The 23,605-nt window shown below is 65.2% G+C and carries 21 protein-coding genes and 3 tRNA genes; 17 read left to right on the top strand and 7 right to left on the bottom strand.

Going from position 1 to position 23,605, the window contains the following annotated elements:
- Window positions 1-205 precede the first annotated feature (205 nt).
- Genes carA through greA form a run of 3 tightly spaced genes read left to right on the top strand, consistent with a single transcriptional unit; the run spans window position 206 to window position 5,035 of the window.
- Entirely contained in the window at window positions 206-1,342 is a 1,137-nt protein-coding gene (carA, locus tag ACXU4B_RS02605; protein WP_131407501.1) for a glutamine-hydrolyzing carbamoyl-phosphate synthase small subunit, read from the top strand.
- Window positions 1,335-4,562: a carbamoyl-phosphate synthase large subunit gene (gene carB / locus ACXU4B_RS02610; RefSeq protein ID WP_131407503.1), complete on the top strand. Its 3,228-nt coding sequence runs from the start codon at window positions 1,335-1,337 to the stop codon at window positions 4,560-4,562. Before carA ends, carB begins: the two co-directional genes overlap by 8 nt.
- Window positions 4,559-5,035, top strand: coding sequence for a transcription elongation factor GreA (greA, locus tag ACXU4B_RS02615; protein ID WP_131407505.1), 477 nt, complete (start codon window positions 4,559-4,561; stop codon window positions 5,033-5,035). Before carB ends, greA begins: the two co-directional genes overlap by 4 nt.
- A 118-nt stretch (window positions 5,036-5,153) precedes the next feature.
- Here greA and ykgO read toward each other — a convergent pair whose 3' ends face one another.
- From ykgO to ACXU4B_RS02635, 4 genes are all read right to left on the bottom strand, one after another.
- Window positions 5,154-5,279 carry a type B 50S ribosomal protein L36 gene (gene ykgO, locus ACXU4B_RS02620; RefSeq protein WP_008215056.1) on the bottom strand — a complete coding sequence of 42 codons (126 nt, stop codon included), beginning with the start codon at window positions 5,277-5,279 and terminating at the stop codon, window positions 5,154-5,156.
- Window positions 5,280-5,369: 90 nt separating this feature from the next.
- A complete protein-coding gene (locus tag ACXU4B_RS02625; protein WP_131407507.1) occupies window positions 5,370-6,266 on the bottom strand; it encodes a LysR substrate-binding domain-containing protein in 897 nt (298 codons plus the stop codon).
- Window positions 6,267-6,507: 241 nt separating this feature from the next.
- A complete protein-coding gene (locus tag ACXU4B_RS02630) occupies window positions 6,508-8,526 on the bottom strand; it encodes an oxidoreductase (protein WP_131407509.1) in 2,019 nt (672 codons plus the stop codon).
- 83 nt (window positions 8,527-8,609) lie between these two features.
- Window positions 8,610-8,867 (bottom strand): acyl-CoA-binding protein, encoded by a 258-nt coding sequence (locus ACXU4B_RS02635; RefSeq protein WP_131407511.1) that lies wholly within the window; start codon window positions 8,865-8,867, stop codon window positions 8,610-8,612.
- Window positions 8,868-8,978: 111 nt separating this feature from the next.
- On the opposite strand from ACXU4B_RS02635, the gene cmk reads away from it, so the two are divergent.
- The 10 genes from cmk to ACXU4B_RS02685 all read left to right on the top strand — a co-directional run bounded on the left by cmk (window position 8,979) and on the right by ACXU4B_RS02685 (window position 19,146).
- Window positions 8,979-9,659: a (d)CMP kinase gene (cmk, locus tag ACXU4B_RS02640; RefSeq protein ID WP_205746494.1), complete on the top strand. Its 681-nt coding sequence runs from the start codon at window positions 8,979-8,981 to the stop codon at window positions 9,657-9,659.
- Window positions 9,660-9,826: 167 nt separating this feature from the next.
- Entirely contained in the window at window positions 9,827-11,500 is a 1,674-nt protein-coding gene (rpsA, locus tag ACXU4B_RS02645) for a 30S ribosomal protein S1 (RefSeq protein ID WP_131407513.1), read from the top strand.
- A gap of 63 nt (window positions 11,501-11,563) precedes the next feature.
- Window positions 11,564-11,851, top strand: coding sequence for an integration host factor subunit beta (locus tag ACXU4B_RS02650; protein ID WP_131407515.1), 288 nt, complete (start codon window positions 11,564-11,566; stop codon window positions 11,849-11,851).
- A 175-nt stretch (window positions 11,852-12,026) separates the two neighbouring features.
- The gene (locus tag ACXU4B_RS02655) at window positions 12,027-12,293 is read left to right on the top strand and encodes a LapA family protein (RefSeq protein ID WP_131407517.1); all 267 of its coding nucleotides are present in this window, start codon (window positions 12,027-12,029) and stop codon (window positions 12,291-12,293) included.
- Complete coding sequence (gene lapB, locus ACXU4B_RS02660; protein ID WP_131407519.1) at window positions 12,290-13,465, top strand: lipopolysaccharide assembly protein LapB; 1,176 nt, start codon at window positions 12,290-12,292, stop codon at window positions 13,463-13,465. The genes ACXU4B_RS02655 and lapB overlap by 4 nt, the downstream gene beginning before the upstream one ends.
- A 7-nt stretch (window positions 13,466-13,472) precedes the next feature.
- Window positions 13,473-14,504 carry an MraY family glycosyltransferase gene (locus ACXU4B_RS02665; RefSeq protein ID WP_131407521.1) on the top strand — a complete coding sequence of 344 codons (1,032 nt, stop codon included), beginning with the start codon at window positions 13,473-13,475 and terminating at the stop codon, window positions 14,502-14,504.
- Window positions 14,491-16,386 carry a polysaccharide biosynthesis protein gene (locus tag ACXU4B_RS02670; RefSeq protein WP_131407524.1) on the top strand — a complete coding sequence of 632 codons (1,896 nt, stop codon included), beginning with the start codon at window positions 14,491-14,493 and terminating at the stop codon, window positions 16,384-16,386. Before ACXU4B_RS02665 ends, ACXU4B_RS02670 begins: the two co-directional genes overlap by 14 nt.
- Window positions 16,387-17,259: a UTP--glucose-1-phosphate uridylyltransferase GalU gene (gene galU, locus ACXU4B_RS02675; protein ID WP_131407526.1), complete on the top strand. Its 873-nt coding sequence runs from the start codon at window positions 16,387-16,389 to the stop codon at window positions 17,257-17,259. It abuts the gene before it with no gap.
- 244 nt (window positions 17,260-17,503) lie between these two features.
- On the top strand, window positions 17,504-18,793 hold the full coding sequence (locus tag ACXU4B_RS02680) for an NAD(P)/FAD-dependent oxidoreductase (protein ID WP_131407528.1): 1,290 nt from the start codon (window positions 17,504-17,506) through the stop codon (window positions 18,791-18,793).
- Window positions 18,790-19,146 (top strand): tRNA-binding protein, encoded by a 357-nt coding sequence (locus ACXU4B_RS02685; protein WP_131407530.1) that lies wholly within the window; start codon window positions 18,790-18,792, stop codon window positions 19,144-19,146. The genes ACXU4B_RS02680 and ACXU4B_RS02685 overlap by 4 nt, the downstream gene beginning before the upstream one ends.
- Here ACXU4B_RS02685 and ACXU4B_RS02690 read toward each other — a convergent pair whose 3' ends face one another.
- Entirely contained in the window at window positions 19,147-20,421 is a 1,275-nt protein-coding gene (locus ACXU4B_RS02690) for an MFS transporter (RefSeq protein ID WP_131407532.1), read from the bottom strand. It abuts the gene before it with no gap.
- A 71-nt stretch (window positions 20,422-20,492) separates the two neighbouring features.
- Here ACXU4B_RS02690 and ACXU4B_RS02695 point away from each other — a divergent pair, with 71 nt between their 5' ends.
- A complete protein-coding gene (locus tag ACXU4B_RS02695) occupies window positions 20,493-21,104 on the top strand; it encodes a TetR/AcrR family transcriptional regulator (protein ID WP_131407534.1) in 612 nt (203 codons plus the stop codon).
- A 3-nt stretch (window positions 21,105-21,107) separates the two neighbouring features.
- Here ACXU4B_RS02695 and ACXU4B_RS02700 read toward each other — a convergent pair whose 3' ends face one another.
- Together ACXU4B_RS02700 and ACXU4B_RS02705 are read right to left on the bottom strand one after the other, a co-directional pair.
- Window positions 21,108-22,055 carry an MBL fold metallo-hydrolase gene (locus ACXU4B_RS02700; protein WP_131407536.1) on the bottom strand — a complete coding sequence of 316 codons (948 nt, stop codon included), beginning with the start codon at window positions 22,053-22,055 and terminating at the stop codon, window positions 21,108-21,110.
- Between the two features lie 116 nt (window positions 22,056-22,171).
- Window positions 22,172-22,873: a pirin family protein gene (locus ACXU4B_RS02705; RefSeq protein ID WP_131407538.1), complete on the bottom strand. Its 702-nt coding sequence runs from the start codon at window positions 22,871-22,873 to the stop codon at window positions 22,172-22,174.
- Window positions 22,874-23,165: 292 nt separating this feature from the next.
- Here ACXU4B_RS02705 and ACXU4B_RS02710 point away from each other — a divergent pair.
- The 3 genes from ACXU4B_RS02710 (at window position 23,166) to ACXU4B_RS02720 (ending at window position 23,595) form a co-directional block, all read left to right on the top strand.
- Window positions 23,166-23,241, top strand: a tRNA-Gly gene (locus ACXU4B_RS02710).
- 82 nt (window positions 23,242-23,323) lie between these two features.
- Window positions 23,324-23,397 (top strand) — tRNA-Cys (locus tag ACXU4B_RS02715).
- Window positions 23,398-23,508: 111 nt separating this feature from the next.
- A tRNA-Leu gene (locus ACXU4B_RS02720) sits at window positions 23,509-23,595 on the top strand.
- The last annotated feature ends 10 nt before the right edge of the window (window positions 23,596-23,605 follow it).

Raw genomic sequence — 23,605 nt, forward strand, 5'->3', positions numbered from 1 at the left:
GTTCGTTGGCATGACAGCGCTAGTCTAGCGCCCGGCCGGGCCGTCGCCAGGGCTTTTCAAGCCGGATTGTTCAGCTGTTTCTGGTGGACAGCAAGAGCCCTTGCACCTATCATTTCGACCCGCCCTGAAACATTCCTCGACTAAGGTCCACAAGCCTGCTTAGTGCGGCTTGCGGACCTTGCTGCACCTAAAAGGCGGACCTCCCATGCCTATTCCCGCATTGCTTGCCCTCGAAGACGGCAGCGTGTTCCACGGTCACGCCGTGGGCGCGACTGGCGAAGCCGTCGGCGAGGTGGTTTTCAATACCGCCATGACCGGCTACCAGGAGATCCTCACCGATCCCTCGTACAGCCGACAACTCGTCACCCTGACTTATCCCCATATCGGCAACACCGGCATCAATGTCGAGGATGCCGAATCCGAGACGGTGCATGCCGCCGGCCTGATCGTGCGCGACGTACCGCGTCGTGCCAGCAACTGGCGCAGCACCGAAAGCCTGTCGGATTACCTCAAGCGCCACGGCATCGTGGCCATCGCCGGGATCGATACGCGTCGCCTCACCCGCATCCTGCGCGACAAGGGCGCGCTGTCGGGCTGCATCGTCGCCGGCGAGATCGTCGATGCCGAGGCCGCGCTGGCCAAGGCCCGCGCCTTCCCCGGCCTCAACGGCATGGACCTGGCCAGGGTGGTCAGCGTCGGCGAGTCGTACACCTGGAACGAGGGCATCTACGACCTCGATCGCACGGCTTTCAATCAGCCGTCCAAACGCTTCAAGGTCGTGGCCTACGATTACGGCGTCAAGCACAACATCCTGCGCCTGCTGGCCGAGCAGGGCTGCGACATCACCGTGGTGCCCGCGCAGACACCGGCGGCCGACGTGCTGGCGATGAAGCCCGATGGCGTGTTCCTCTCCAACGGCCCCGGCGATCCGGCGGCCTGCGATTACGCGGTCGAGGCCACCAGGCAGTTTCTCGAGGTGAAGATCCCGCTGTTCGGCATCTGCCTGGGCCACCAGATCATGGGCCTGGCGGTTGGCGCCCGGACGCTGAAGATGAAGTTCGGCCATCACGGCGCGAACCACCCGGTGAAGGACCACGACGACGGCCGCGTGCTGATCACCTCGCAGAACCACGGCTTCGCCGTCGACCCGGCCACGCTGCCGGCGAACGTGCGCGTCACCCACACCTCGCTGTTCGATGGTTCGCTGCAGGGCTTTGCGCTCACCGACCGTCCGGCCTTCTGCTTCCAGGGACACCCGGAAGCGAGCCCTGGTCCGCATGAAATGAGCTACCTGTTTGATCGTTTTGCCGCACTGATGCAGGAGGCCCGCACGCATGGCTAAGCGCACCGATATCAAGAGCATCCTCATCATCGGCGCCGGCCCGATCGTCATCGGCCAGGCCTGCGAGTTCGACTACTCCGGCGCGCAGGCCTGCAAGGCGCTGAAGGAAGAGGGTTACCGCGTCATCCTGGTCAACTCCAATCCCGCCACCATCATGACCGACCCGGAGACGGCCGACGCCGTCTACATCGAGCCGATCAACTGGCAGACGGTGGAGCGCATCATCGCCAAGGAGCGCCCGGATGCGGTGCTGCCGACGATGGGAGGCCAGACCGGCCTCAATTGCGCGCTCGACCTGGCCGACCACGGCGTGCTGGAGAAGTACAACGTCGAGCTGATCGGTGCCTCGCGCGAAGCCATCCGCATGGCCGAGGACCGCGAGCTGTTCCGCGTGGCCATGGCCGAGATCGGCCTGGAATGCCCCAAGGCCGAAGTTGTTCGCACCTTCGAGCAGGCCCTGCTGACGCAGGCCAAGGTCGGCTATCCGACCATCATCCGTCCCAGCTTCACGCTCGGCGGTTCCGGTGGTGGCATCGCCTACAACCGCGAAGAGTTCGAAGAGATCGTCAAGCGCGGCCTCGAGCTTTCGCCGGTGGGCGAGGTGCTGGTCGAGGAGTCCGTGCTCGGCTGGAAGGAATTCGAGATGGAAGTGGTCCGCGACAAGGCGGACAACTGCATCATCGTGTGTTCGATCGAGAACCTCGATCCGATGGGCGTGCATACCGGCGACTCGATCACGGTCGCGCCGGCGCAGACGCTCACCGACAAGGAATACCAGCGCCTGCGCGACGCCTCCATCAAGGTGCTGCGCAAGATCGGCGTGGATACCGGCGGCTCCAACGTGCAGTTCGGCATCAATGCCGAGAACGGCCGCGTGGTGGTGATCGAGATGAACCCGCGCGTGTCGCGTTCGTCGGCGCTGGCCTCCAAGGCCACTGGCTTCCCGATCGCCAAGATCGCCGCCAAGCTGGCCGTGGGCTACACGCTGGACGAACTCAAGAACGACATCACCGGTGGCCTGACCCCGGCGTCGTTCGAGCCGACCATCGATTACGTGGTCACCAAGATCCCGCGCTTCGCGTTCGAGAAGTTCCCCTCGGCCGACGCGCGCCTCACCACGCAGATGAAGTCCGTCGGCGAAGTGATGGCCATGGGCCGCACCTTCCACGAATCGCTGCAGAAGGCGCTGCGTGGCCTGGAGATCGGCAAGACCGGCCTCAACCCGACCGGGCTGGATCTCAGCACCGAGGAAGGCATCGCCGCGCTCAAGCGCGAACTGCGCGAGCCGCGGCCGGATCGCGTGTTCCATCTGGCCGATGCGTTCCGCGCGGGCCTTACGCTGGACGAGGTCTATGGCCTCAGCCGCGTCGATCCCTGGTTCCTCGCCGCGTTCGAGGACATCGTGCTCACCGAGAAGGACGTGGAGTCCCAGGGCATTGCCGCGCTGGATGCCCCGCGCATGCGCGAACTCAAGCGGCTCGGTTTCTCCGATGCGCGCCTGGCCGAGCTCATCGGTTCGGACGAGGGCGCCGTGCGCCACCTGCGCCGCACGCTGGGCGTGCGCCCGGTGTACAAGCGCGTGGACTCCTGCGCGGCCGAGTTCGCCACCACGACCGCCTACATGTACTCGACCTACGAGGAAGAGTGCGAGGCCAATCCGACCGATCGCGACAAGATCATCGTGCTCGGCGGCGGCCCGAACCGCATCGGCCAGGGCATCGAGTTCGACTACTGCTGCGTGCACGCCGCGCTCGCCCTGCGCGAGGATGGTTTCGAAACCATCATGGTCAACTGCAATCCGGAAACCGTCTCGACCGACTACGACACGTCCGATCGCCTGTACTTCGAGCCGCTGACGCTGGAAGACGTGCTGGAGATCGTGGACCTGGAGAAGCCCAAGGGCGTGATCGTGCAGTACGGCGGCCAGACGCCGCTGAAGCTGGCACGCGCGCTGGAAGCGGCCGGTACGCCGGTGATCGGCACCAGCCCGGACAGCATCGACCTGGCGGAAGACCGCGAGCGCTTCCAGAAGATGATCGAGAAGATCGGCCTGAAGCAGCCACCGAACCGCACCGCGCGCAACGCGGACGAGGCGCTGGCGCTCGCGCGCGAGATCGGATACCCGCTGGTGGTGCGCCCGAGCTACGTGCTGGGTGGCCGCGCAATGGAAATCGTCTACAGCGATGCCGATCTGTCGCGCTACATCCGCGAGGCGGTGCAAGTATCCAATGACTCGCCGGTGCTGCTCGACCGCTTCCTCGACCACGCGGTCGAAGTGGACGTCGACATCATCGCCGACGCCGACGGCAACGTGCTGGTCGGCGGCATCATGGAGCATATCGAGGAAGCGGGCGTGCACTCGGGCGATTCGTCCTGCTCGCTGCCGCCTTACTCGCTGACGCCCGAAGTGCAGGATGAACTGCGTCGCCAGGTGACGGCGATGGCCAAGGAGCTGAAGGTCATCGGCCTGATGAATACCCAGTTCGCGATCCAGGGCGACACCGTGTTCATCCTGGAAGTGAACCCGCGCGCCTCGCGTACGGTGCCGTTCGTGTCCAAGGCCACCGGCGTGCCGCTGGCCAAGATCGCGGCGCGTGCCATGGCTGGCCGCTCGCTGATCGCACAGGGCACGACGCGTGAAGTGATCCCGGCTTACTACTCGGTGAAGGAAGCGATCTTCCCGTTCCTGAAGTTCCAGAACGTCGATCCGATCCTCGGTCCCGAGATGCGCTCCACCGGCGAGGTGATGGGCGTGGGCCGCAGCTTCGGCGCTGCGTTTGCGCGCGGCCACGAAGCGGCTTCGATCAAGACGCCGCCGAAGGGCAAGGTGTTCGTGTCGGTGCGCGATGCCGACAAGGATCGCCTGCTGCCGGTGGCTCGCGAGGTGCTGGAGCGCGGCTTCAGCCTGGTCGCGACGGAAGGCACGGCGGCCTACCTGGGTGCGCACGGCGTGGCTTGCGAGCGCATCAACAAGGTGGCCGAAGGTCGTCCGCACATCGTCGACCTGATCAAGAACGGCGAAATCGTTTATATCGTCAACACGACCGAGGGCAAGCAGGCGATCGCCGACTCGTTCTCGATCCGACGCGAGGCCCTGCAGCAGCGCGTCACGTACTCCACCACGGTGGCAGGCGCGCGCGCGCTGGTGCATTCGCTGGATTACCACGGCGATGGCCAGGTGCACAGCCTGCAGGAACTGCACAAGGAACTGAACGCATGAGTCGAGCTCCCATCACCAAGACGGGTTCAGAGCGTCTTCGCGGCGAGCTGGAAAAACTGAAGTCCTCCGACCGGCCGCGCATCATCGCGGCCATCGCCGAAGCGCGTGCCCACGGCGATCTCAAGGAGAACGCCGAGTACCACGCGGCACGTGAGCAGCAAAGCTTTGTCGAAGGTCGCATCGCCGAGCTGGAAGCGGCCTTGTCGACGGCCGAAGTGATCGATGTCAGTCGCCTCGGCGCAGGCAGTCGCGTGGTGTTCGGCGCGACGGTGGATCTGGAAGAAGAGGACAGTGGCGAGGCCGTCACCTATCAGATCGTCGGCGACCTGGAAGCCGACATCAAGCAGCGGCTGATCGCCGTGTCGTCGCCGATTGCCCGCGCCTTGATCGGCAAGAGCGAAGGCGACAGCTTCGAGTTCCGGGCCCCGAACGGGGTGAAGCGATACGAGATCACCGGCGTGCGTTACGCCTGAGTCCGCCGTGCACGCGTCGGGGCGCAGCTGCTGCGCTCCGACGCCTTGGCAGGAAGGACAGGCAATAAAAAAGGGCCGCTTTCGCGGCCCTTTTTCATGGCTTGTCGCAGCTGACGAATCAGCGCTGACGAGCCTTGAAACGCGGGTTGCTCTTGCAGATCACGAACACTTTGCCGCGACGGCGCACAACCTTGCAGTCACGGTGCCGCTGCTTGGCGGACTTCAAAGAGGAAAGCACCTTCACGGCCAGCTCCTGAAACTAAAGAAAGAAAAAATACAAGAACGGAATTGTAACCGGCGGAATGGCTTGGCACAAGCCTCCGGGCGGCCTCGTTCATTCGGGTTCGGTCATGGCGCTCAGGAACCGCCGCACCACCGGCGACGGATCATCGGCGCGGCTGGCGAGGGCGAGCAGCATATAGGCGTCCGGATCCTCCAGGCGCAGATAGCTCACGCCGGCCAGGCTGACCGAGCGCATGGACGCGGGTACCAGGGCCAGGCCCATGCCGGCGGCCACCAGCACCAGCAGGCCGTTGATCTGCTGGGCGTGCTGGCGGATCAGCGGGTGGAAGTTCGCCTTGGCGGCAATCTGGGTGAGGCGGTCGTACAGCGTGGCGGCCAGTTCGCGGGGCTGCACCACGAAGGCCTCCATGGCCACTTCGCGCAGCCAGATGCTCTCGCGACTGGCCAGCGGATGATTCGAGGGCAGGGCCAGCAGCAGGGGCTCGTGGTCGATCACGTCCAGGCGCAGGTTGCGCGCAATGCTGTCGTGCCCCGGCTGGTCGCGCACGAAGCCCACGTCCAGCTCACCGGCGAGCAGGGCGGCGTACTGGTGTTCGGTATACATCTCGCGCAGGATCAGCCGCACCTGTGGCGCAAAGCTCCGATAGCGCAGCAGGGTCTGGGGCAGGGCCGGGTGGAACGTCACCGATACCGTATAGGCCAGCCGCAGCTTGCCGCTGAATCCCGTGGCCGCGTCCGCCATCTGCGCACGGGCTTCCTCGGCCTTGTCCAGGATGTGCCGCGCCTGCTCCAGGAACAGCTTGCCGGGCTCGGTCAAGGCCACATTGCGCTTGTTGCGCTCCAGCAGGCGCACCCCGAGATCGTTCTCAAGTGCCTGGATCTGCTGGGAAAGCGGGGGCTGCGAGATATACAGCCGCTGCGCGGCGCGGGTGAAGCTGAGCTCCTCGGCTACCGTGACGAAGTAACGAAGCTGACGAAAGTCGAACATATATTTGGATTTCGAATAAGTCGTGGCCTAAATATATATTTGTTTCTATATCCTGTCGTTCGTATTATTACCCCTGTCGCGCCACCGTCCCCTCCCCCCCAGGTGGCGCCGACCCTCGCCCCGCGGCGACGCTACCCCTGCGATATCTGGTCTTCCTCCCCCCTGACCCATATCGACGCGTCGTTTAGCGGGGCGCTTTCTTTTCCAGCACAACGCCCGGCCTTGGCCGGGCGTTGTCGTTTCAGAGCGTGGCGGCGAGCCGGGTGCCCTGATCGATCGCGCGCTTGGCGTCCAGTTCGGCGGCCACGTCGGCACCGCCAATCAGGTGGGTTTTGATGCCGGCGGCGGCGAGCGCATCGGCCAGGCTGCGGTTGGGTTCCTGGCCTGCGCAGATCACCACGTTGTCCACCGGGAGCAGCTGGTGCTGTCCGTTCACGGTGACGTGCAGGCCAGCGTCGTCGAAGCGCTCATAAGTCACGCCGCCGAGCATGGTCACGCGCTTGGCCTTGAGCGTCGCACGGTGGACCCAGCCGGTGGTCTTGTTCAGTCGCGCACCCGGGCGGCCTTCGCTGCGCTGGAGCAGCCACACCTGTCGGGCCGGCGCCTCGGGACGCGCGGGGGCCAGGCCGCCGCGGTTGTCGAGCTGCATGTCCACGCCCCATTCGCGCGTCCAGCGGGTGACGTCGAGGGTGGGCGAGGGCGGATGCTCGACCAGGAATTCGGCGGTGTCGAAGCCGATGCCGCCGGCACCGATGATGGCCACGCGCGGGCCCACCGGCTTGCCGTGTGCCAGCACGTCCAGATAGTCCAGCACGCGGTGGTCGTCGCTGCCGGGGAACTGCACGCGCCGTGGCGTGATGCCGGTGGCCACCACCACCTCGTCGTAGCCTGCAGCGGCCAGCGTCGCGGCCGTCGCGGTTTCGCCCAGCTTCACTTCCACGCCGGCGTCGGCCAGGCGATGACGGAAATAGCGCAGCGTCTCGTGGAATTCTTCCTTGCCCGGAATCCGCCGGGCGACATTGAACTGGCCGCCGATCTCTCCCGCCTGGTCGACCAGGGTGACCTGATGGCCACGCTCGGCCAGGGTGCTGGCGCAGGCCAGCCCCGCCGGACCCGCGCCGATTACGGCGAAGCGCTTGCGTGTGGTGGCCGGCGTGATGCGCAGCTCGGTTTCATGGCAGGCGCGCGGATTGACCATGCAACTGGCGCGACGGTTCTGGAACACGTGGTCCAGGCAGGCCTGGTTGCAGGCGATGCAGGTGTTGATGCGATCGCTATGCCCACGCCTGGCCTTGTTGGCCCAGGCGGGATCGGCCAGCAGCGGGCGCGCCATCGACACCATGTCGGCCTCGCCGCTGGCGAGGATCTGTTCGGCCACGTCCGGCATGTTGATGCGGTTGGTGGTGATCAGCGGAATGGCCACCTCGCCCCGGAGCTTCTTCGTCACCCAGGCAAAGCCGGCGCGCGGCACGCTGGTGACGATGGTCGGAACGCGCGCTTCGTGCCAGCCGATGCCGGTGTTGATGATGCTGGCGCCGGCCGCCTCGATCGCCTTGGCCAGGGTGACGATCTCGCTCCAGTCCTGTCCGTCCTGGATCAGGTCGAGCATCGACAGGCGATAGATGATGATGAAATCGCGACCCACCGCTTCGCGGGTGCGCTGCACGATTTCCACCGGAAAGCGCATGCGTCTGGCCGCATCGCCGCCCCAGGCGTCGCTGCGCCGGTTGGCATGGGATACCAGGAACTGATTGATCAGATAGCCCTCCGAACCCATCACCTCGATGCCGTCGTAACCGGCATCCTGGGCCAGCCTGGCGCAGCGCACGAAGTCCCGGATCGTGCGCTCGACGCCGCTGGCGGAAAGGGCGCGCGGCGTGAACGGGGTGATCGGCGACTTGATCTTCGAAGGCGCCACCGACAGCGGGTGATAGCCATAGCGGCCCGCATGCAGGATCTGCATGCACAACCGGCCACCCTCGGCGTGCACGGCCCGGGTGAGCTTGCGGTGGCGGCTGACGTGCCAGGGCATCGACAGCCGGCCGCCGAAGGGTTTCAGCCAGCCCTGGATGCTGGGTGCGATGCCGCCGGTCACCATCAGACCCACGCCGCCGCGGGCACGCTCGGCGAAGTAGGCGGCCAGCTTGTCGTAGTCGGCGGAGCGGTCTTCCAGGCCCGTGTGCATCGATCCCATCAGGATGCGGTTGGGCAGGGTGGTGTGCCCGAGATCGAGCGGGGCAAACAAATGGGGATAGTTCATACGGCCCGGAAGGTTCAAACGGTCGTATGAATGTGCCCGTTGCAAGCGTTTGAAAGCAAGGGGCAGGCGCCTGGGCGCCCGGTTCAGGAGAGCAGTTCGTGCACCAGGGCGATATAGCGGCGCATGGCCTCGTCCGTGGGCAGCCCGCGCAGCTGCGCCCACGCCTCGTACTTGGCCGTGCCGACGAAATCGAAGAATCCGGGCTGGTTGCTGTGCACGTCGCCCTCCGACCCCTGCTTGTAGAGCGCGTAGAGCTTGAGCAGCGTGTCGTTGTCAGGTCGCCGGCCCAGTCGCTGGATGTCTTCGGATGCTTGGACGAATTCGTGACGCAGATCGTTCATGGTTAGGACTGGCATGGGCCTGGCGGGCTGGATGGGTCGATATTCCCGCGTTCCGTGCGAGGGGCAACGCGATAGCATAGGCGTTTTCGCAAACCACCGTCAGGAGTTGTCATGAGCCCATCGTTGCCTGTTCCCGTGCTGACCATTGACGGACCGTCGGGATCGGGCAAGGGCACCATCAGCCGGCGGGTGGCCGAGACGCTGGGCTGGCGGCTGCTGGATTCGGGGGCGCTGTACCGGGCCGTGGGGTATGCGGCAGGCATGGAGGGGCTGGATCTGTCCGATGCGGAGGCCATGACCCGCTGTGCCCAGACCACCCGGATTCGCTTCCAGGCCGCGGTCGATGGCACGGATACGCGGGTGCTGGTGAATGGGCACGACGCCACCGATGAGCTGCGTACCGAAACGGCCGGCGCGGCAGCCTCGGCGATTGCGTCGATTCCTTCGGTGCGTCAGGCACTTGTGGACATGCAGCTGGGCTTTCGCAAGGCCCCCGGCCTGGTGGCCGACGGACGCGACATGGGCACCGTGATCTTCCCCGAGGCGCCGTTCAAGGTATTCCTGACCGCAAGTGCGGCCGAACGTGCGAAAAGACGCTATAAGCAGTTGAAGGAAAAGGGCCTGGGCGTTACACTTGCCACCCTTCAGCGCGAGATCGAAGCGCGTGACGCCCGCGATGCATCGCGGACCGTGGCGCCGCTCAAGCCGGCCGCAGATGCGGTTTTCATCGATACCACCGGCATGGGCATCGACGACGTCGTCGCGAAAGTATTGGCTGTCGTGCAGTCCTGAAGAGGGCTGCCGACGGCTTTTGGCGCCCCTGCCGCGGCGGGGGTCTTGGTCAACGGTGCCAACGGAGCGATCCGGCGACACCCATAACCGGTGGGCCGACTGTCCGTGCGCTATTCACTCCACGGCGCGCACAGGACTCAAGGCCTTTTCTCATTTCTGGAATCAACATGACTGAAAGTTTTGCCGAACTGTTTGAACAGAGCCAACAGGCTATCTCCAAGCTGAAGCCGGGCGCGATCGTCACGGGTATCGTTGTGGAAATCCGCAACGACGTCGTCGTGATCAACGCTGGCCTCAAGAGCGAAGGCATCGTCCCGATCGAGCAGTTCAAGGACGAGAGCGGAGAGCTGGAAGTGCAGGTAGGCGACGAGGTGAAGGTTGCCCTCGACGCCCTGGAAGACGGTTTCGGCGAGACCAAGCTCTCCCGTGAGAAGGCCAAGCGTTCCATGGTCTGGGACGACCTCGAGCAGGCCTTCGACAAGGAAGAGACCATCACCGGCAAGATCTCCGGCAAGGTCAAGGGTGGTTTCACTGTCGACATCAAGGACGTCCGCGCATTCCTGCCGGGCTCGCTGGTCGACGTGCGTCCGGTCCGCGATCCGGTTTACCTGGAAGGCAAGGACCTCGAGTTCAAGATCATCAAGCTCGACCGCAAGCGCAACAACGTTGTGGTCAGCCGCCGCGCCGTCGTCGAGACCGAGTTCTCCGAAGAGCGCGAGAAGCTGCTTGAGCGCCTCACCGAGGGTGCGGTGGTCAAGGGCACGGTCAAGAACCTCACCGACTACGGCGCGTTCGTGGACCTGGGCGGTATCGACGGCCTGCTGCACATCACCGACATGGCGTGGAAGCGCGTGCGTCATCCGTCCGAAGTCGTCAACGTCGGCGACGAGCTGGACGTGCGCGTGCTGAAGTACGACCGCGAGCGCAACCGCGTGTCGCTGGGCCTCAAGCAGCTGGGTGACGATCCGTGGGTCGCCATCGCCCGCCGCTACCCGGTCGGCAGCCGCCTGTTCGGCAAGGTCTCCAACGTGACCGATTACGGTTGCTTCGTCGAGATCGAGCCGGGCGTGGAAGGCCTGGTGCACGTCTCCGAAATGGACTGGACCAACAAGAACGTCAACCCGGCCAAGGTCGTGCAGGTCGGTGACGAGACCGAAGTGATGGTGCTGGACGTGGATGAAGAGCGTCGCCGCATCTCGCTGGGTATCAAGCAGACCCGCTCGAACCCGTGGGAAGCCTTCGCAGCGATGCACAAGAAGGGCGACAAGGTGTCCGGTCAGATCAAGTCGATCACCGACTTCGGCATCTTCATCGGCCTGGACGGCGGCATCGACGGCCTGGTCCACCTGTCCGACATCTCCTGGCAGGTTTCCGGCGAAGACCTCGTGCGCAACTTCAAGAAGGGCGACGAGATCGAGGCCGTGGTGCTGGCGGTGGATCCGGAGCGCGAGCGCATCTCCCTCGGCATCAAGCAGATGGAGCAGGATCCGTTCGGCCAGTTCATGGCCACCAACCCGCGCGGCACCATCGTCAACGGTACCGTGAAGGAAGTGGACGCCAAGGGCGCCGTGATCGACCTGGGTGAGGGCGTCGAGGGTTACCTGCGCGCCAATGACATCGCCAAGGAGCGCATCGAGGATGCCACGCAGCATCTGAAGGTGGGCGACAAGGTCGAGGCCAAGTTCACCGGCATGGACCGCAAGGGCCGCCAGCTGCAGCTGTCGATCCGCGCGAAGGACGAAGAAGAACTGCACGACGCCATGGCCGAGTACTCGAACGCCTCCGGCGGTACGACGAAGCTCGGTGCGCTGCTCAAGGAGCAGCTCAACAAGGCTGACTAAAGTGAAAAATGCGGGGCGGCGCACGGCCGCCCCGCTGATTTAAGTCACGGACATTGGGGACCCATGACCAAATCCGAATTGATCGAAGCGCTGGCACGGCGCCAGACGCACCTTGCCTTCACCGATGTGGAGTTGGCGGTCAAAAGCGTGATCGAACAGATGAGCCACGCCTTGTCCAATGGCGAGCGCATCGAGGTCCGCGGCTTTGGCAGCTTTGCACTGCATTTCCGTCCGCCGCGCATGGGCCGCAACCCCAAGACGGGTGACGCGGTGGCGCTACCGGGCAAGCATGTCCCGCACTTCAAGCCGGGCAAGGAATTGCGTGAGCGCGTCAATATGAACCTGGATTGATTCCCGCACACCGGGAGTCACACCGAGTCTTGCGAGGGCAGGCGGCGTCGAGCCGATCCTGCCCTTTCTTTTGGGCGTTCCAGGCCCGGGGTGCCACCAGGCATGGCTTGCCGGTTTGTGAAAGTCGGTCCACGCGTGCCTGTGACGGTCATGCCCAATCGGGTAAAGTCGCCGCATGCGACTGATCGTGACGCTGATCCTCCTGTTCTTCATCGCCGCCGGCATCGTGCTGGGCGCGCTCAATGCCGATCTGGTCGCCTATGACCTCGGCTTCGTGCGCATGGCGTTGCCCAAGGGCGCGGCCCTGTTGCTGGCCCTGGTGATCGGGTGGCTGCTCGGCGGGCTGACGGCGTGGCTGGGCGTCAGCTCCCGGCACCGGCGCCTGCGCCGGCAGGCCATGCCCGCGTCGGGCAAGGCCAAGACTTCCTCGGCTGGTGCATGAGCGCGCTTCTCTACGTACTCATCCTGCTGGTACCCGCAGCCTTCGCCAGTGGCTGGTGGACGGCGCGGCGCGCCGGCGCGCGTCGTTCGGGCGCCCAGGTCAGCGAGCTTTCCTCCGATTACTTCCGCGGTCTCAATTACCTGCTCAACGAGGAGCAGGACAAGGCCATCGAGGTGTTCCTCAAGCTGGCCGAATACAACCGGGACACGGTGGAAACGCACTTAGCGTTAGGTAACCTGTTCCGCCGGCGGGGCGAAGTGGATCGAGCGATTCGACTGCATCAGCATCTGGTGTCGCGACCGGGCCTCTCGGACGCGATGAAGACCGTCGCCTTGCTTGAGCTGGGCGAGGACTACATGCGCGCCGGGTTGCTCGATCGCGCGGAAACCCTGTTCTCCGATCTTGTCGCCATGGACGCGCACGCGCCGTCGGCGTTGCGGCACCTCATCGCGATCTACCAGCACGAGCGCGACTGGCACAAGGCGATCGAGCACGCGCGCCGCCTCGAGGCGATGACCGGCGAAGACGAGTCGGGGATGATCGCCCAGTTCTATTGCGAGCTTGCCGAGCAGTCGCGCCAGCACGGCGCGCGGCAGGAAGCGCGCGAGTACCTGCGCCAGGCCTTTGCCTGCCAGGCCGATTGCGTGCGCGCCTTCATGCTGACCGGCCGGCTGTACGCCGAGGAAGGGCAGCATGCCGAAGCGGCGAAGGTTTATGAGCAGGCGGTGGAGGCTGACATCGCCTTTGTGCCGGAGATCCTCCCCCCGTTGCTCAACAGTTACGCGCGCTCGCAGCAGATGGAGCATGCGGAGCATTTCCTGCGCGACATCCTCGAGCGATACCACGGCATCTCGCCGGTCCTCGCACTCACGCGGCTCTACCAGCAGCGCGACGGCGAACGCACGGCCATCGAGTTCCTCACGTCCCAGCTTCGCCAGCGGCCGTCCGTGCGCGGGCTGATGGCGTTGATCGATGCGACCATGGACAAGATCGAGGGCGAGGCTCGCGAAAATTTCCTGATCCTGCGCGACCTCACCAAGAAGCTGCTGGAAGGGCAGGCCATGTATCGCTGCAGCCGTTGCGGCTTCGGCGCGAAGGCGCATCACTGGCAATGCCCGAGTTGCAAGAGCTGGAGCACGATCCGCCCGATCCACGGCGTCGCCAACGAATGAGGATGGGATGACGTTTTCCTTGCTGGCAATAGGGATGGTGCTGGCCTCGTTGTTGATCGCCATGATCGTGGTACGCGCTGCCATCGCGTACGCGCACCGGCGCGGCATGATGGACCTGCCGGGGCAACGTCGTTCCCACACGATTCCCACGCCTCGTGGCGGCGGCATCGGCATGGTGGCCGCCGTGTTGCTGACCATGCCGGTCTGCCTGCGCGGCCTGCCGGCTGCCTGGCCCGCTACCGTCGTAGCCGCGCTGGTGGTTGCCACCGTGATCGTCGCCGCAGTCGGCTGGTGGGACGACCATCGTTCCTTGCCGGTACTGCCCAGGCTGGGCGTGCAGCTGCTGGCGGCAGGCCTCATGGCCTCGGCGCTGGCGATCGAGGGCATGGCCTGGTGGTGGGTCCCCGTGCTGGTGCTGGGCGGGGCCTGGAGCATCAACCTGCACAACTTCATGGATGGCATCGATGGTCTGCTGGCCCAGCAGGTGATCTTCGTCGGCGCCGGATCGGCCGCGTTGGCCGTGGCCGTGGCCCAGCCGGCCCTGGCGGGTGCGGCCGCCTGCCTGGCGGCCGCAGGCGCCGGCTTCTGGTACTACAACCGGCCCCGTGCGCGGATCTTCATGGGCGACGTAGGCAGCGGCACCATGGGCCTGCTCGTGTTTGCCCTCGCCGCGTTGTTCTGGCGGGTCGACTGGCACCTGCTCTGGCCGGCCTTGATCCTCAGTTCATCTTTCATAGCGGACGCTACCCTTACTCTGTTGGGACGGATGGCGAGTGGCCGGCGTTGGTACACTGCGCATCGCGAACACCTCTATCAGTGGCTGGTTCGCAGTGGATCGACGCATGCCGCGGGGGGCGCATGCTATGTGGCCTGGAACCTGCTGGTCGCGGCCCCGCTGGCCGCGATGGCATGGGCCAGGCCGTCCTGGTCGGTGGCGATTTGCTTCGGCACCTATCTGCTGGCGATTGCCGTATGGATTCTCATGAGGCGCTGGTGTCTGCGGCGCGTTTTGCACAAGGGCCGTCATGTCGTTTCGTAAACTGATCGGTATCATCCATCCGCGCACGGCCGTGGTCTTGCACGACCTGCTGATGGCAGCGCTTGCCTGGTGGATCGCCAAGGCGCTGCGCTATGCCCTGATCGGTGACGCCGCCATCAGCTTCCATCTGCTCGAATTCCCCCTCGTGCTGCTCGTGCAGGGCGCGGTGCTGAGCTGGACGGGGCTGTACAAGGGCGTCTGGCGCTTCGCCAGCCTTCCGGACCTGTGGAACATCCTGCGGGCGGCCGTGCTGGGCGCGCTGGCCATTGCCGCGGCCCTGATCCTCTACAACCGTCTGGAGGACGTTCCCCGCTCCGTGCTGCTGCTTTATCCGGCGGTGCTCTCGGTCCTGCTCGGCACGCCGCGTCTGGCCTATCGCTTCTGGAAGGACAGCAGGGTCGACCTGTTCCAGACAAAGCCGGTGCAGCGCGTGCTGATCGTGGGCGCCGATCGCGCCGGCGAGGCGCTCGCGCGCGACCTGCATCGCGACAACGGGTATACCGTGGTCGGCTTCGTCGACGACAAGGAAAGCCTGCGCGGCGCCAGCATCAACGGCCGTCCCGTGCTCGGCCGGGTGGACCAGCTCCCCGAACTGGCTCGCGAAGTCGCTGCACAGATGCTGCTGATCGCCTTGCCCGGTGCCTCCACGCAGGAAATGCGCCGCGTAGTCGAGCTGTGCGACCAGAGTGGATTGCCTTATCGCACCGTCCCCAAGCTGGAGGACGTGGTTTCCGGTCGCGCGCACTTCAACGAGATCAAGGAAGTGGCCATCGAAGACCTGCTTGGCCGCGATACGGTCGAGCTGGACTGGACGGCCATCCGCGTCACGCTGACAGGCCGCCGCGTGCTGATCACGGGTGGTGGCGGTTCGATCGGTTCGGAGCTGTGCCGCCAGGTCGCTCGCCTCGGCGCGCAGTCGTTGTGCGTGGTCGACAACAGCGAATTCAACCTCTACAAGATCTCCCAGGAACTGCGTGCGGAATACCCTGAGCTGATCTACGAGGCGGTCCTGGCCGATTGCGGCGATCCGGCCGCGATGCGCAAGCTGTTCGGCGAGTACAAGCCGCAGGTGGTGTTCCATGCGGCAGCGTACAAGCACGTGCCGATGCTGCAGGCGCAGCTGCGCGCCGCCTTCCGCAACAACGTGCTGGCCACGCGCAACGTGGCCGATCTTGCGGACCGCTACGACGTCGAATGCGTCGTGCTCATCTCCACCGACAAGGCGGTCAATCCGACCAGCGTGATGGGAGCCTGCAAGCGCATCGCGGAAATCTGGTGCCAGAACCTCAACGAGCGCTCGAACACGCACTTCATCACCGTGCGTTTCGGCAACGTGCTCGACTCGGCCGGTTCCGTCGTGCCGCTGTTCCGCCAGCAGATCCGCGATGGTGGCCCGGTCACCATCACCCATCCGGAAATCTCGCGCTACTTCATGACCATCCCCGAGGCCTGCCAGTTGATCCTGCAGGCGGCCAGCATCGGCAAGGGCGGCGAGATCTTTGCGCTGGACATGGGCGAGCCGGTGAAGATCCGCGACCTCGCCGAGCAGATGATCCGCCTGGCGGGACGCAAGCCGGGTACCGAAATCCCGATCGTTTATACCGGGCTGCGTTCCGGCGAGAAGCTGTTCGAGGAGCTGTTCCATCCGCTCGAGAACTACATCGAGACGACGCACGCGAAGATTTTCCTGGCCCAGCATCGCCCGGTGAAATGGGACATGCTGAATGTCCAGATGAGCAAGGCGGCCGAGGCCGTGGTTACGTATGACGAAGACGGTTTGCGCTCCTCCGTTTCCAACCTGTTGCCGTCGTTCCGCTGGAGCGACACGGCGCAACCGGACAACGTGGTGTCGCTTCGCCGCAATGAATCAGGAGAGAAGTAAGTGAGCAAGCCGTTGCGCAAGGTGGTTTTCCCCGTGGCCGGCCTGGGCACGCGTTTCCTGCCAGCCACCAAGGTCGTGGCCAAGGAAATGCTGCCCGTGCTGGATCGCCCGTTGATCCAGTACGCGGTCGATGAGGCGGTGGATGCCGGCGCCGACACCCTGGTGTTCGTGACGAATCGCTACAAGCACGCCATCGCCGACTATTTCGACAAGGCTTACGAGCTGGAGGCGAAGCTGCAGGAGAAGGGCAAGGACGACTTGCTCGCCCTGGTGCAGGGGACGTTGCCCCGGCACGTGCGCGCGATCTTCGTGACCCAGCCCGAGGCGCTGGGTCTCGGTCATGCGGTGCTTTGCGCCAAGCCGGTGGTCGGTGATGAGCCGTTCGGCGTCATCCTTCCCGACGACCTGATCTGGAACAAGGGCCACGGTGCGCTGCGCCAGATGGCTGAGCTCGCCGAGTCGCAGCATGCCGGTGTGATCGCAGTGGAGGAAGTTCCGCCCAGCGACACCGACAAGTACGGCATCGTGGACGCCACGCCGATCGATGCGCGCAGTGCGCAGATCCGCCATATGGTGGAGAAGCCCAAGCCGGCCGAGGCGCCTTCGAACCTCGCGGTGGTCGGTAGGTACGTGCTGCCCGGCCGCATCTTCGAGCTGCTGGAGCAGACCACGCCGGGTGCCGGTGGCGAGATCCAGCTGACCGATGCCATCGATGCGCTGCTCAAGGAGCAGGGCAAGGTGCTGGCCTATCGCTTCGAAGGCACGCGCTTCGACTGCGGCAACAAGGCTGGCCTCGTGCGCGCCACCATGCACATGGCCCTGCAGGACCCCAAGCTTGCGCCGGTCGTGCGCGAGCTCATCGCCACGCTCTGAAGCCTGTTTGCCGTACGCAGCACGCGTACGCATGAGGAGGTCGGCAAGTCCCGACCTCCTCGATGGCTAGGCCGGCAACGAAGTGCGATGTGCGTGGTGGACGATTGCGGATGCAGCGCCGCACGTGCGCGGGGCGTGAGCCAGTTCGAATAAGCGGACACCGTGCCATGCGTCATGTCGCAGCGCCGGTGGTGGCCTGCGCTATGCTTGCCCGTCGTCATCGCGGCAAGAGCGCACTCGTCACATGGCTTCGTCACCGGCCCCTTCGTACTATCGCGTTACTGCGACGCCTTATGAGCGCTACGCGCCGCTGCAGGGGCCGGCGGACGCCAGGGTCGCCATCATCGGCGGTGGATTCGCGGGTTTGCATACGGCACTGGGCCTGGCCGAACGTGGCGTGCGCGACGTGGTGTTGCTGGAGCGGGAGCAGGTTGGCTTCGGTGCATCTGGTCGCAACGGCGGCTTCGTGTTCGCGGGCTACTCGCTGGGCGAGCAATCCCTGCTCGACCAGCGTGGCGAGGAGGCGGCACAGGCGTTGTTCCGCTTGACGACGAACGCCGTCGAGGACATTCGCCAGAAAGTCGCGCGTTACGCCATTCCCTGCGACGTGGTCGACGAGGGCGTGCTGTGGGCCAACTGGTTCCGTGACCCGGCCGTGCTGCGGCAGCGCCAGGAATTGCTGGCACGGCATTACGACGTCCATTGGGACTGGCTGCCGCAGGGCGAGCTGCGCGAACGCCTTCGCAGCAAGCGCTATTTCGATGGCCTGTACGAACGCAACGCGCTTCACCTGCATCCGCTCAACTTCGCCATCGGCCTGGCAGGCGCCGCCGCCGGGCACGGCGTGCGCATCCACGAGGGTACCGACGTCGGGCGGCTGCGCCGCAATGGCGGGCGCTGGCGCATTGAAACCGCGCAAGGCGCGGTGCATGCCGATCACGTCGTGCTCGCCTGCGGCGGTTATCTGGCGGGCCTGAAGCGGCAGGTGGACCGCGCCATCCTGCCCATCGCCACGTATGTGATGGTGACCGAGCCGCTGGGTGATCGACTGGCGGAGTGCCTGCGCACGCGCGCGGCCGTGTACGACACGCGGTTCGCCTTTGATTACTACCGTCCGTTGCCCGATACGCGCCTGCTGTGGGGCGGCCGGATCTCAGTACGCGACCGCTCGCCGCGGGCCGTGCAACGCCTGCTCATGCAGGACCTGCTGCGTGTCTTTCCGCAGCTGAAAGGTGTCCGCGTCGATCACGCATGGTCCGGGCTGATGAGTTATGCGCGCCACCAGATGCCGCAGATCGGCAGCACGGGCGATGGCCTGTGGTGGGCGCAAGCGTTTGGCGGACACGGCCTGGCACCGACCTGCGCCGCCGGCGAGCTGCTTGCATCGGCCATCGCGGAGGGCGACGATCGCTGGAAACAATTCGGCGACTACGGCCTGGCGCGCACTTATCGACCGTTCGGCTATGCGGGCGCGCAGGCAAGCTACTGGTGGCAGCAGGGCAGGGACTGGTTCAAGACGAGGCTGGAAGGATGAGCAAGGCACACGCGATCGGCGCTGCCGAAATCAGCTGGTCCGACTTTGAAAAGGTCCTGATCGTCGCGGGTACCGTCACGCGAGTGGAGCCTTTTCCCGAGGCGCGCAAGCCGGCCTGGAAAGTGTGGGTGGATTTCGGTCCGTATGGTGAAAAGAAAACCAGCGCGCAGGTGGTGAATCTTTATCGCGCCGAGGATCTGCTGGGCCGGCAGATCGTCGGCGTGATCAATTTTCCCGAGAAGCAGATCGGCCCATACCGCTCGCAGTTCCTGCTCACCGGGTTCCACACCGATGAAGGCGTGGTGCTTACCGCGATCGAGCGCGCGGTACCCAACGGCACGCGCCTGGCCTGATCAACCGGCCTGCAATGCTGGCTGCAGCTGCGGGCGGCGACCAATCATCAGCGCGAGTCCCGCCGCGATCAGGCCGGTAACGCCAGCCACCACGAACGGCTGCAGGTAGTCGCCGCTGTGCGTACGCAGCGCCCCGGCGAAGAAGGCCGCACTGGCCGCGCCGATCTGGTGCCCCGCGGCGACCCAGCCGAACACCACCGGCGCATCGCGATCGCCGAACGCTTCGGTGGCGAGGCGCAGGGTGGGCGGCACCGTGGCGATCCAGTCCAGGCCGTAGAACATGCCGAACAACGACAGGCTGGGCAGCGAGAAATCGGAATAAGGCAGCCAGATCAGCGAGAGCCCGCGCAGGCCGTAATACACGAACAGCAGCTTGCGCGGATCGCAGCGATCGGTCAGCCAGCCCGACAGCGTGGTGCCGACCAGATCGAACGCACCCATCATGGCCAGCAGGCTCGCCGCGCGCACTTCCGTAATGCCATGGTCGCCGCACATCGCGATGAAGTGCGTGCCGATCAGGCCATTGGTGGTGAAGCCGCAGATGAAGAAGGTGGCGAACAGGAACCAGAACGTACGCTGCTTCGACGCCGTGGCCAGGGTGCCCAGCGCGATGGCGAGCAGGTTGCGCCGTGGCGCCGTGTCGACGTCATCTTGCGTCGCACCGTAGGCACGCAGGCCGATATCGGCCGGTCGTTCCGGCAGCAGCCACCAGGCGAGCGGAATCAACAGGGCGCAGCCGGTGGCGACCGTCCACACCACCGGCCGCCAGCCGCCATGGTCGGCAATGGCCGCCAACGCGGGCAGGAAGGCCAGGGTGCCGGTGGCCGTGCTCGCCGTGAGCAGTCCCATCATCAGGCCGCGGTGCGTGACGAACCACCGGTTCACCACGGTGGCGCCCAGCACGATGGCCACGCAGCCCGAACCAATGCCCGAGAACAGCCCCCACGTCAGCATCAGGTGCCAGGGCTGCGTCATCCACGCGCTGGCGGAGATGGACACCGCCATCAGGGCCAGGGCAGCCACCAGCGTGCGGCGCACGCCTACGGCCTGCATGAGGGCCGCGGCGAAGGGGCCGACCATGCCGTAAAGGAAGATGCCCAGGGCGGCCGAGAGGGAAATGGTGTCCCGGCTCCAGCCGAAGGCCTTGCCCAGCGGGAGGATCAACACGCCGGGCGCCGCGCGGACGCCGGCGGCGGCAAGCAGGGCGAGAAAGATCACGCCGGCAACGACAAAGGCGTACTTCTGGCCGAAGGGGCGGGTGCGCGGTATAGTCATGTTACCGACCGGTACGTGTGGTTTGCGAATCGTACGTACCGATCGGTAACATTGTCAACCCGTGACTCGCCATGCCAGCCAAGCGTCCCCCATCCCGGCCCGCCGCACCGGCCACTGAAGAAAAACCCAAGGCTGCCGAACGCATTCGTCGTACGGCGCGCGAGTTGTTCTATCGCGAAGGCATCCGCGCCATTGGCGTGGACGAGATCGTGACGCGTGCCGGCGTCACCAAGCCCAGCCTCTATCGCAGCTATGCCTCCAAGGACGAACTCGCTGCCGAGTACCTTCGTGACTACGAAGTGGCGTTCTGGAAGGTGTTCGAGGCAGGCGCCGAAACGCATCCCACCGACGCACGCGCGCAATTGATGGCGTACCTGGAGGGGCTGGCGCAGCGGGCCTCGCAAGCGGGCTATCGCGGCTGCGGATTGACCAACGCCGTGGTGGAATATCCCGGTGACGAACACCCGGCGCGCAAGGTCGCCGAAGAGCACAAGCGCAAGTTGCGCACGCGCCTGGTCGAGCTATCCACCGCGATGGGTGCGAAGGAGCCAGCCGTTCTCGCCGATGGTCTGCTGTTGCTGCTCGAGGGCACCTATGCGTCAGGCCAGCTGTTCGGAGTGCACGGTCCGGCGGAATCGCTGGTCAAGGTCGCCAATCAGCTGATCGATGCGTCGCTGGCGTGAGTGTCAGCCGCCGCGGCGTGGCTGGTTGTCCAGCCAGATACCAAGGCCTTGCGCGTTGAGTTCCACGTCCATGCCAAGGATCTCCAGCAACCGAGTCCTGTCGCCTTGCCAGCCATGGGCCTGCGCGCGGGACAGGTAGAGATTCGTCAGCGCGGTTTTCATCGCTTGATGGCGATCTTCAACACGGTATGTGCCGGCCTGCGCCGACCGTGCGATGGACACCATGGCATCGATCAGCGCGTGCAGGTCATCCGCGAGTCGTGCGACCTCTTGGACGCGGTCGTAGTGGGTGAGATACATCGCCACGGGCTGCAGCCCGACCAGTCGCCGGATCGACGCGTGCAATGCATCGGGATCGAACTGCACCGGCGATGTCGTCGGCAGAATGAAGGGACCGTTGCTCGTATCGAACTCGCGATACGACAGGCCGAACGTGTCGCCGGTGAAGCACACATTGGCGCGTTCGTCGTACACGCTCAGGTGATGGCGTGCATGGCCGGGGGTCTCGAGGCAAAGCAACGGTCGACCCGCGAGCAGCACGATGTGACCATCCGGCGCTTCCACGACGCGTTCGGCGGCAATGGGGCGCAGGCGACCATAGGTTTCCTCCATCACGGCTTCACCATACACGGCCGACGCACCAGCCCACAGTTGGCTGGGATCGATCATGTGGCGTGCGCCGCGCGGGTGCACTACCAGCCTGGCACGCGCAAGCCGTGCCATGAGTTCGCCGGCGCCTCCGGCGTGGTCGAGATGCACGTGCGTGAGGATCAGCCAGTCGACGTCATCGGGTGACAGCCCCGCTTCCGTGAGTGCATCGAGCATGCGCGGAACGGCGTGATTGGTGCCGCAATCGACAAAGGCGCCGCGTCCGTTCTCCACCACGAGGTAGGCGGCGTCAAAGCGGGGACGCACGAAGCCGGTGTCGATGGTGTAGATGCCGTGATTCATCGCGAGCCTCGCGCCATGGGAATCCCGGCAGGTTAGCAAGCGGCGCCCGGCACGGCATGTCCAGCCTGGTCTGGCAGCGGCAGGCGAAGGCCTGCCGCTGCCCAGTCCCCGCGATATCAGGGGGCGGTGTCGACCAGCACGAGTTCCGCATCTTCCAGCGCGGTGACCGTCAGCGTCGGCTCGTTGCGAATGGCGGCACCGTCGCGCGCATCCAGGGTGACGCCGTTGATTTCCACCTTGCCCTTCGACGGCACCAGATAGGCGAAGTGGTGCGGTGCGAGCGCGTATTGCGTCGTCTCGCCCGCTTTCAGCGATGCGCCCAACACGCGGGCATCGGTGCGCAGCGGAAGGGCATCGGTGTCTTCGGCGAAGCCGCTGGCGAGCGCCACGAAACGGCCCGACCGTTCGCCCACGGGGAAGGGCTTGGTGCCCCACGACGGCGGGTTGCCCTGCTGGTTCGGAATGATCCAGATCTGGAAGATGCGCGTGGTGCCCGGCTCGAGGTTGTATTCGGCATGCGTGATGCCGGTGCCCGCGCTCATCACCTGCACGTCGCCGGCCACCGTGCGGCCCTTGTTGCCGAGGTTGTCCTGATGGGTGATGGCGCCTTCGCGCACATAGGTGATGATTTCCATGTCTGCGTGCGGATGCGGCGGAAAGCCCGTCTGCGGTGCGATCGTGTCGTCGTTCCACACGCGCAGCGCACCCCAGCCCATGCGGGCGCCGTCGTAATAGTTGGCGAAGGAAAAATGGTGCTTGGCGTGGAGCCAGCCGTGGTCGGCTCCACCCAAGCCATCGAAGGGTCGACGTTCGATCATGCTGCACTCCCTTGTATCAGTGTGCCGGATTGGCCTGCGAGCAAGATAAGGTGTTGCAGCGTCGACACCAATCGCTGCCCCGGGAACGGACTGTTGCCGAAATGCGCCCGGTGCCGAGGTTAGACACTTGTCGCGATGTCGCCGTGAAAGACAGCCAGCGCGTCCTGGCGGTCGCCGCGATGGATGCCGCCACGAGGCCCGCCTGCGGGTGCGACGCGGCGTCCCGGAGCAAAAAAAGTCCGCACAGACTCTTCACAAATTCCCTCGATCTGTTACTATTTCTGACTCTGATGCGGGAATAGCTCAGTTGGTAGAGCACGACCTTGCCAAGGTCGGGGTCGCGAGTTCGAGTCTCGTTTCCCGCTCCAGTTTCAAGCAAAACCTCGGTTTCCCGGGGTTTTGCTTTTTAAGCGGATGGTGACCCTTTTCAGGTTACGATTCGTGCGCAATGGCCTGGTGGCAGAGTGGTCATGCAGCGGCCTGCAAAGCCGTGTACGCCGGTTCGATTCCGACCCAGGCCTCCATTGCGCACCCAGCATAAGCCCGCCTCTTGGCGGGCTTTTTGTTGCCCGTCGTCGGCGCGGGCGGAAGGGGGCAGGGCATGCCCATGCTAGGATGCGGACCTTCCGCGCCCGGCCCGGATGGCGAAACTGGTAGACGCAAGGGACTTAAAATCCCTCAACCGCAAGGTTATGCGGGTTCGATCCCCGCTCCGGGCACCACGGATGAAAG

Source organism: Dyella soli, from assembly GCF_054482295.1.

Excerpts from the sequence above, each read along its gene's own strand:
- carB (WP_131407503.1), top strand. The coding sequence starts at position 1,335 with ATGGCTAAGCGCACCGATATCAAGAGCATCCTCATCATCGGCGCCGGC.
- ACXU4B_RS02650 (WP_131407515.1), top strand. The coding sequence starts at position 11,564 with ATGACCAAATCCGAATTGATCGAAGCGCTGGCACGGCGCCAGACGCAC.
- ACXU4B_RS02655 (WP_131407517.1), top strand. The coding sequence starts at position 12,027 with ATGCGACTGATCGTGACGCTGATCCTCCTGTTCTTCATCGCCGCCGGC.
- ACXU4B_RS02670 (WP_131407524.1), top strand. The coding sequence starts at position 14,491 with ATGTCGTTTCGTAAACTGATCGGTATCATCCATCCGCGCACGGCCGTG.
- ACXU4B_RS02635 (WP_131407511.1), bottom strand. The coding sequence starts at position 8,867 with ATGAACGATCTGCGTCACGAATTCGTCCAAGCATCCGAAGACATCCAG.
- ACXU4B_RS02705 (WP_131407538.1), bottom strand. The coding sequence starts at position 22,873 with ATGATCGAACGTCGACCCTTCGATGGCTTGGGTGGAGCCGACCACGGC.
- ACXU4B_RS02625 (WP_131407507.1), bottom strand. The coding sequence starts at position 6,266 with ATGTTCGACTTTCGTCAGCTTCGTTACTTCGTCACGGTAGCCGAGGAG.
- lapB (WP_131407519.1), top strand. The coding sequence starts at position 12,290 with ATGAGCGCGCTTCTCTACGTACTCATCCTGCTGGTACCCGCAGCCTTC.
- ACXU4B_RS02685 (WP_131407530.1), top strand. The coding sequence starts at position 18,790 with ATGAGCAAGGCACACGCGATCGGCGCTGCCGAAATCAGCTGGTCCGAC.
- greA (WP_131407505.1), top strand. The coding sequence starts at position 4,559 with ATGAGTCGAGCTCCCATCACCAAGACGGGTTCAGAGCGTCTTCGCGGC.
- ACXU4B_RS02680 (WP_131407528.1), top strand. The coding sequence starts at position 17,504 with ATGGCTTCGTCACCGGCCCCTTCGTACTATCGCGTTACTGCGACGCCT.
- rpsA (WP_131407513.1), top strand. The coding sequence starts at position 9,827 with ATGACTGAAAGTTTTGCCGAACTGTTTGAACAGAGCCAACAGGCTATC.
- cmk (WP_205746494.1), top strand. The coding sequence starts at position 8,979 with ATGAGCCCATCGTTGCCTGTTCCCGTGCTGACCATTGACGGACCGTCG.
- carA (WP_131407501.1), top strand. The coding sequence starts at position 206 with ATGCCTATTCCCGCATTGCTTGCCCTCGAAGACGGCAGCGTGTTCCAC.
- ACXU4B_RS02695 (WP_131407534.1), top strand. The coding sequence starts at position 20,493 with ATGCCAGCCAAGCGTCCCCCATCCCGGCCCGCCGCACCGGCCACTGAA.
- ACXU4B_RS02665 (WP_131407521.1), top strand. The coding sequence starts at position 13,473 with ATGACGTTTTCCTTGCTGGCAATAGGGATGGTGCTGGCCTCGTTGTTG.
- ACXU4B_RS02700 (WP_131407536.1), bottom strand. The coding sequence starts at position 22,055 with ATGAATCACGGCATCTACACCATCGACACCGGCTTCGTGCGTCCCCGC.
- ACXU4B_RS02690 (WP_131407532.1), bottom strand. The coding sequence starts at position 20,421 with ATGACTATACCGCGCACCCGCCCCTTCGGCCAGAAGTACGCCTTTGTC.
- ACXU4B_RS02630 (WP_131407509.1), bottom strand. The coding sequence starts at position 8,526 with ATGAACTATCCCCATTTGTTTGCCCCGCTCGATCTCGGGCACACCACC.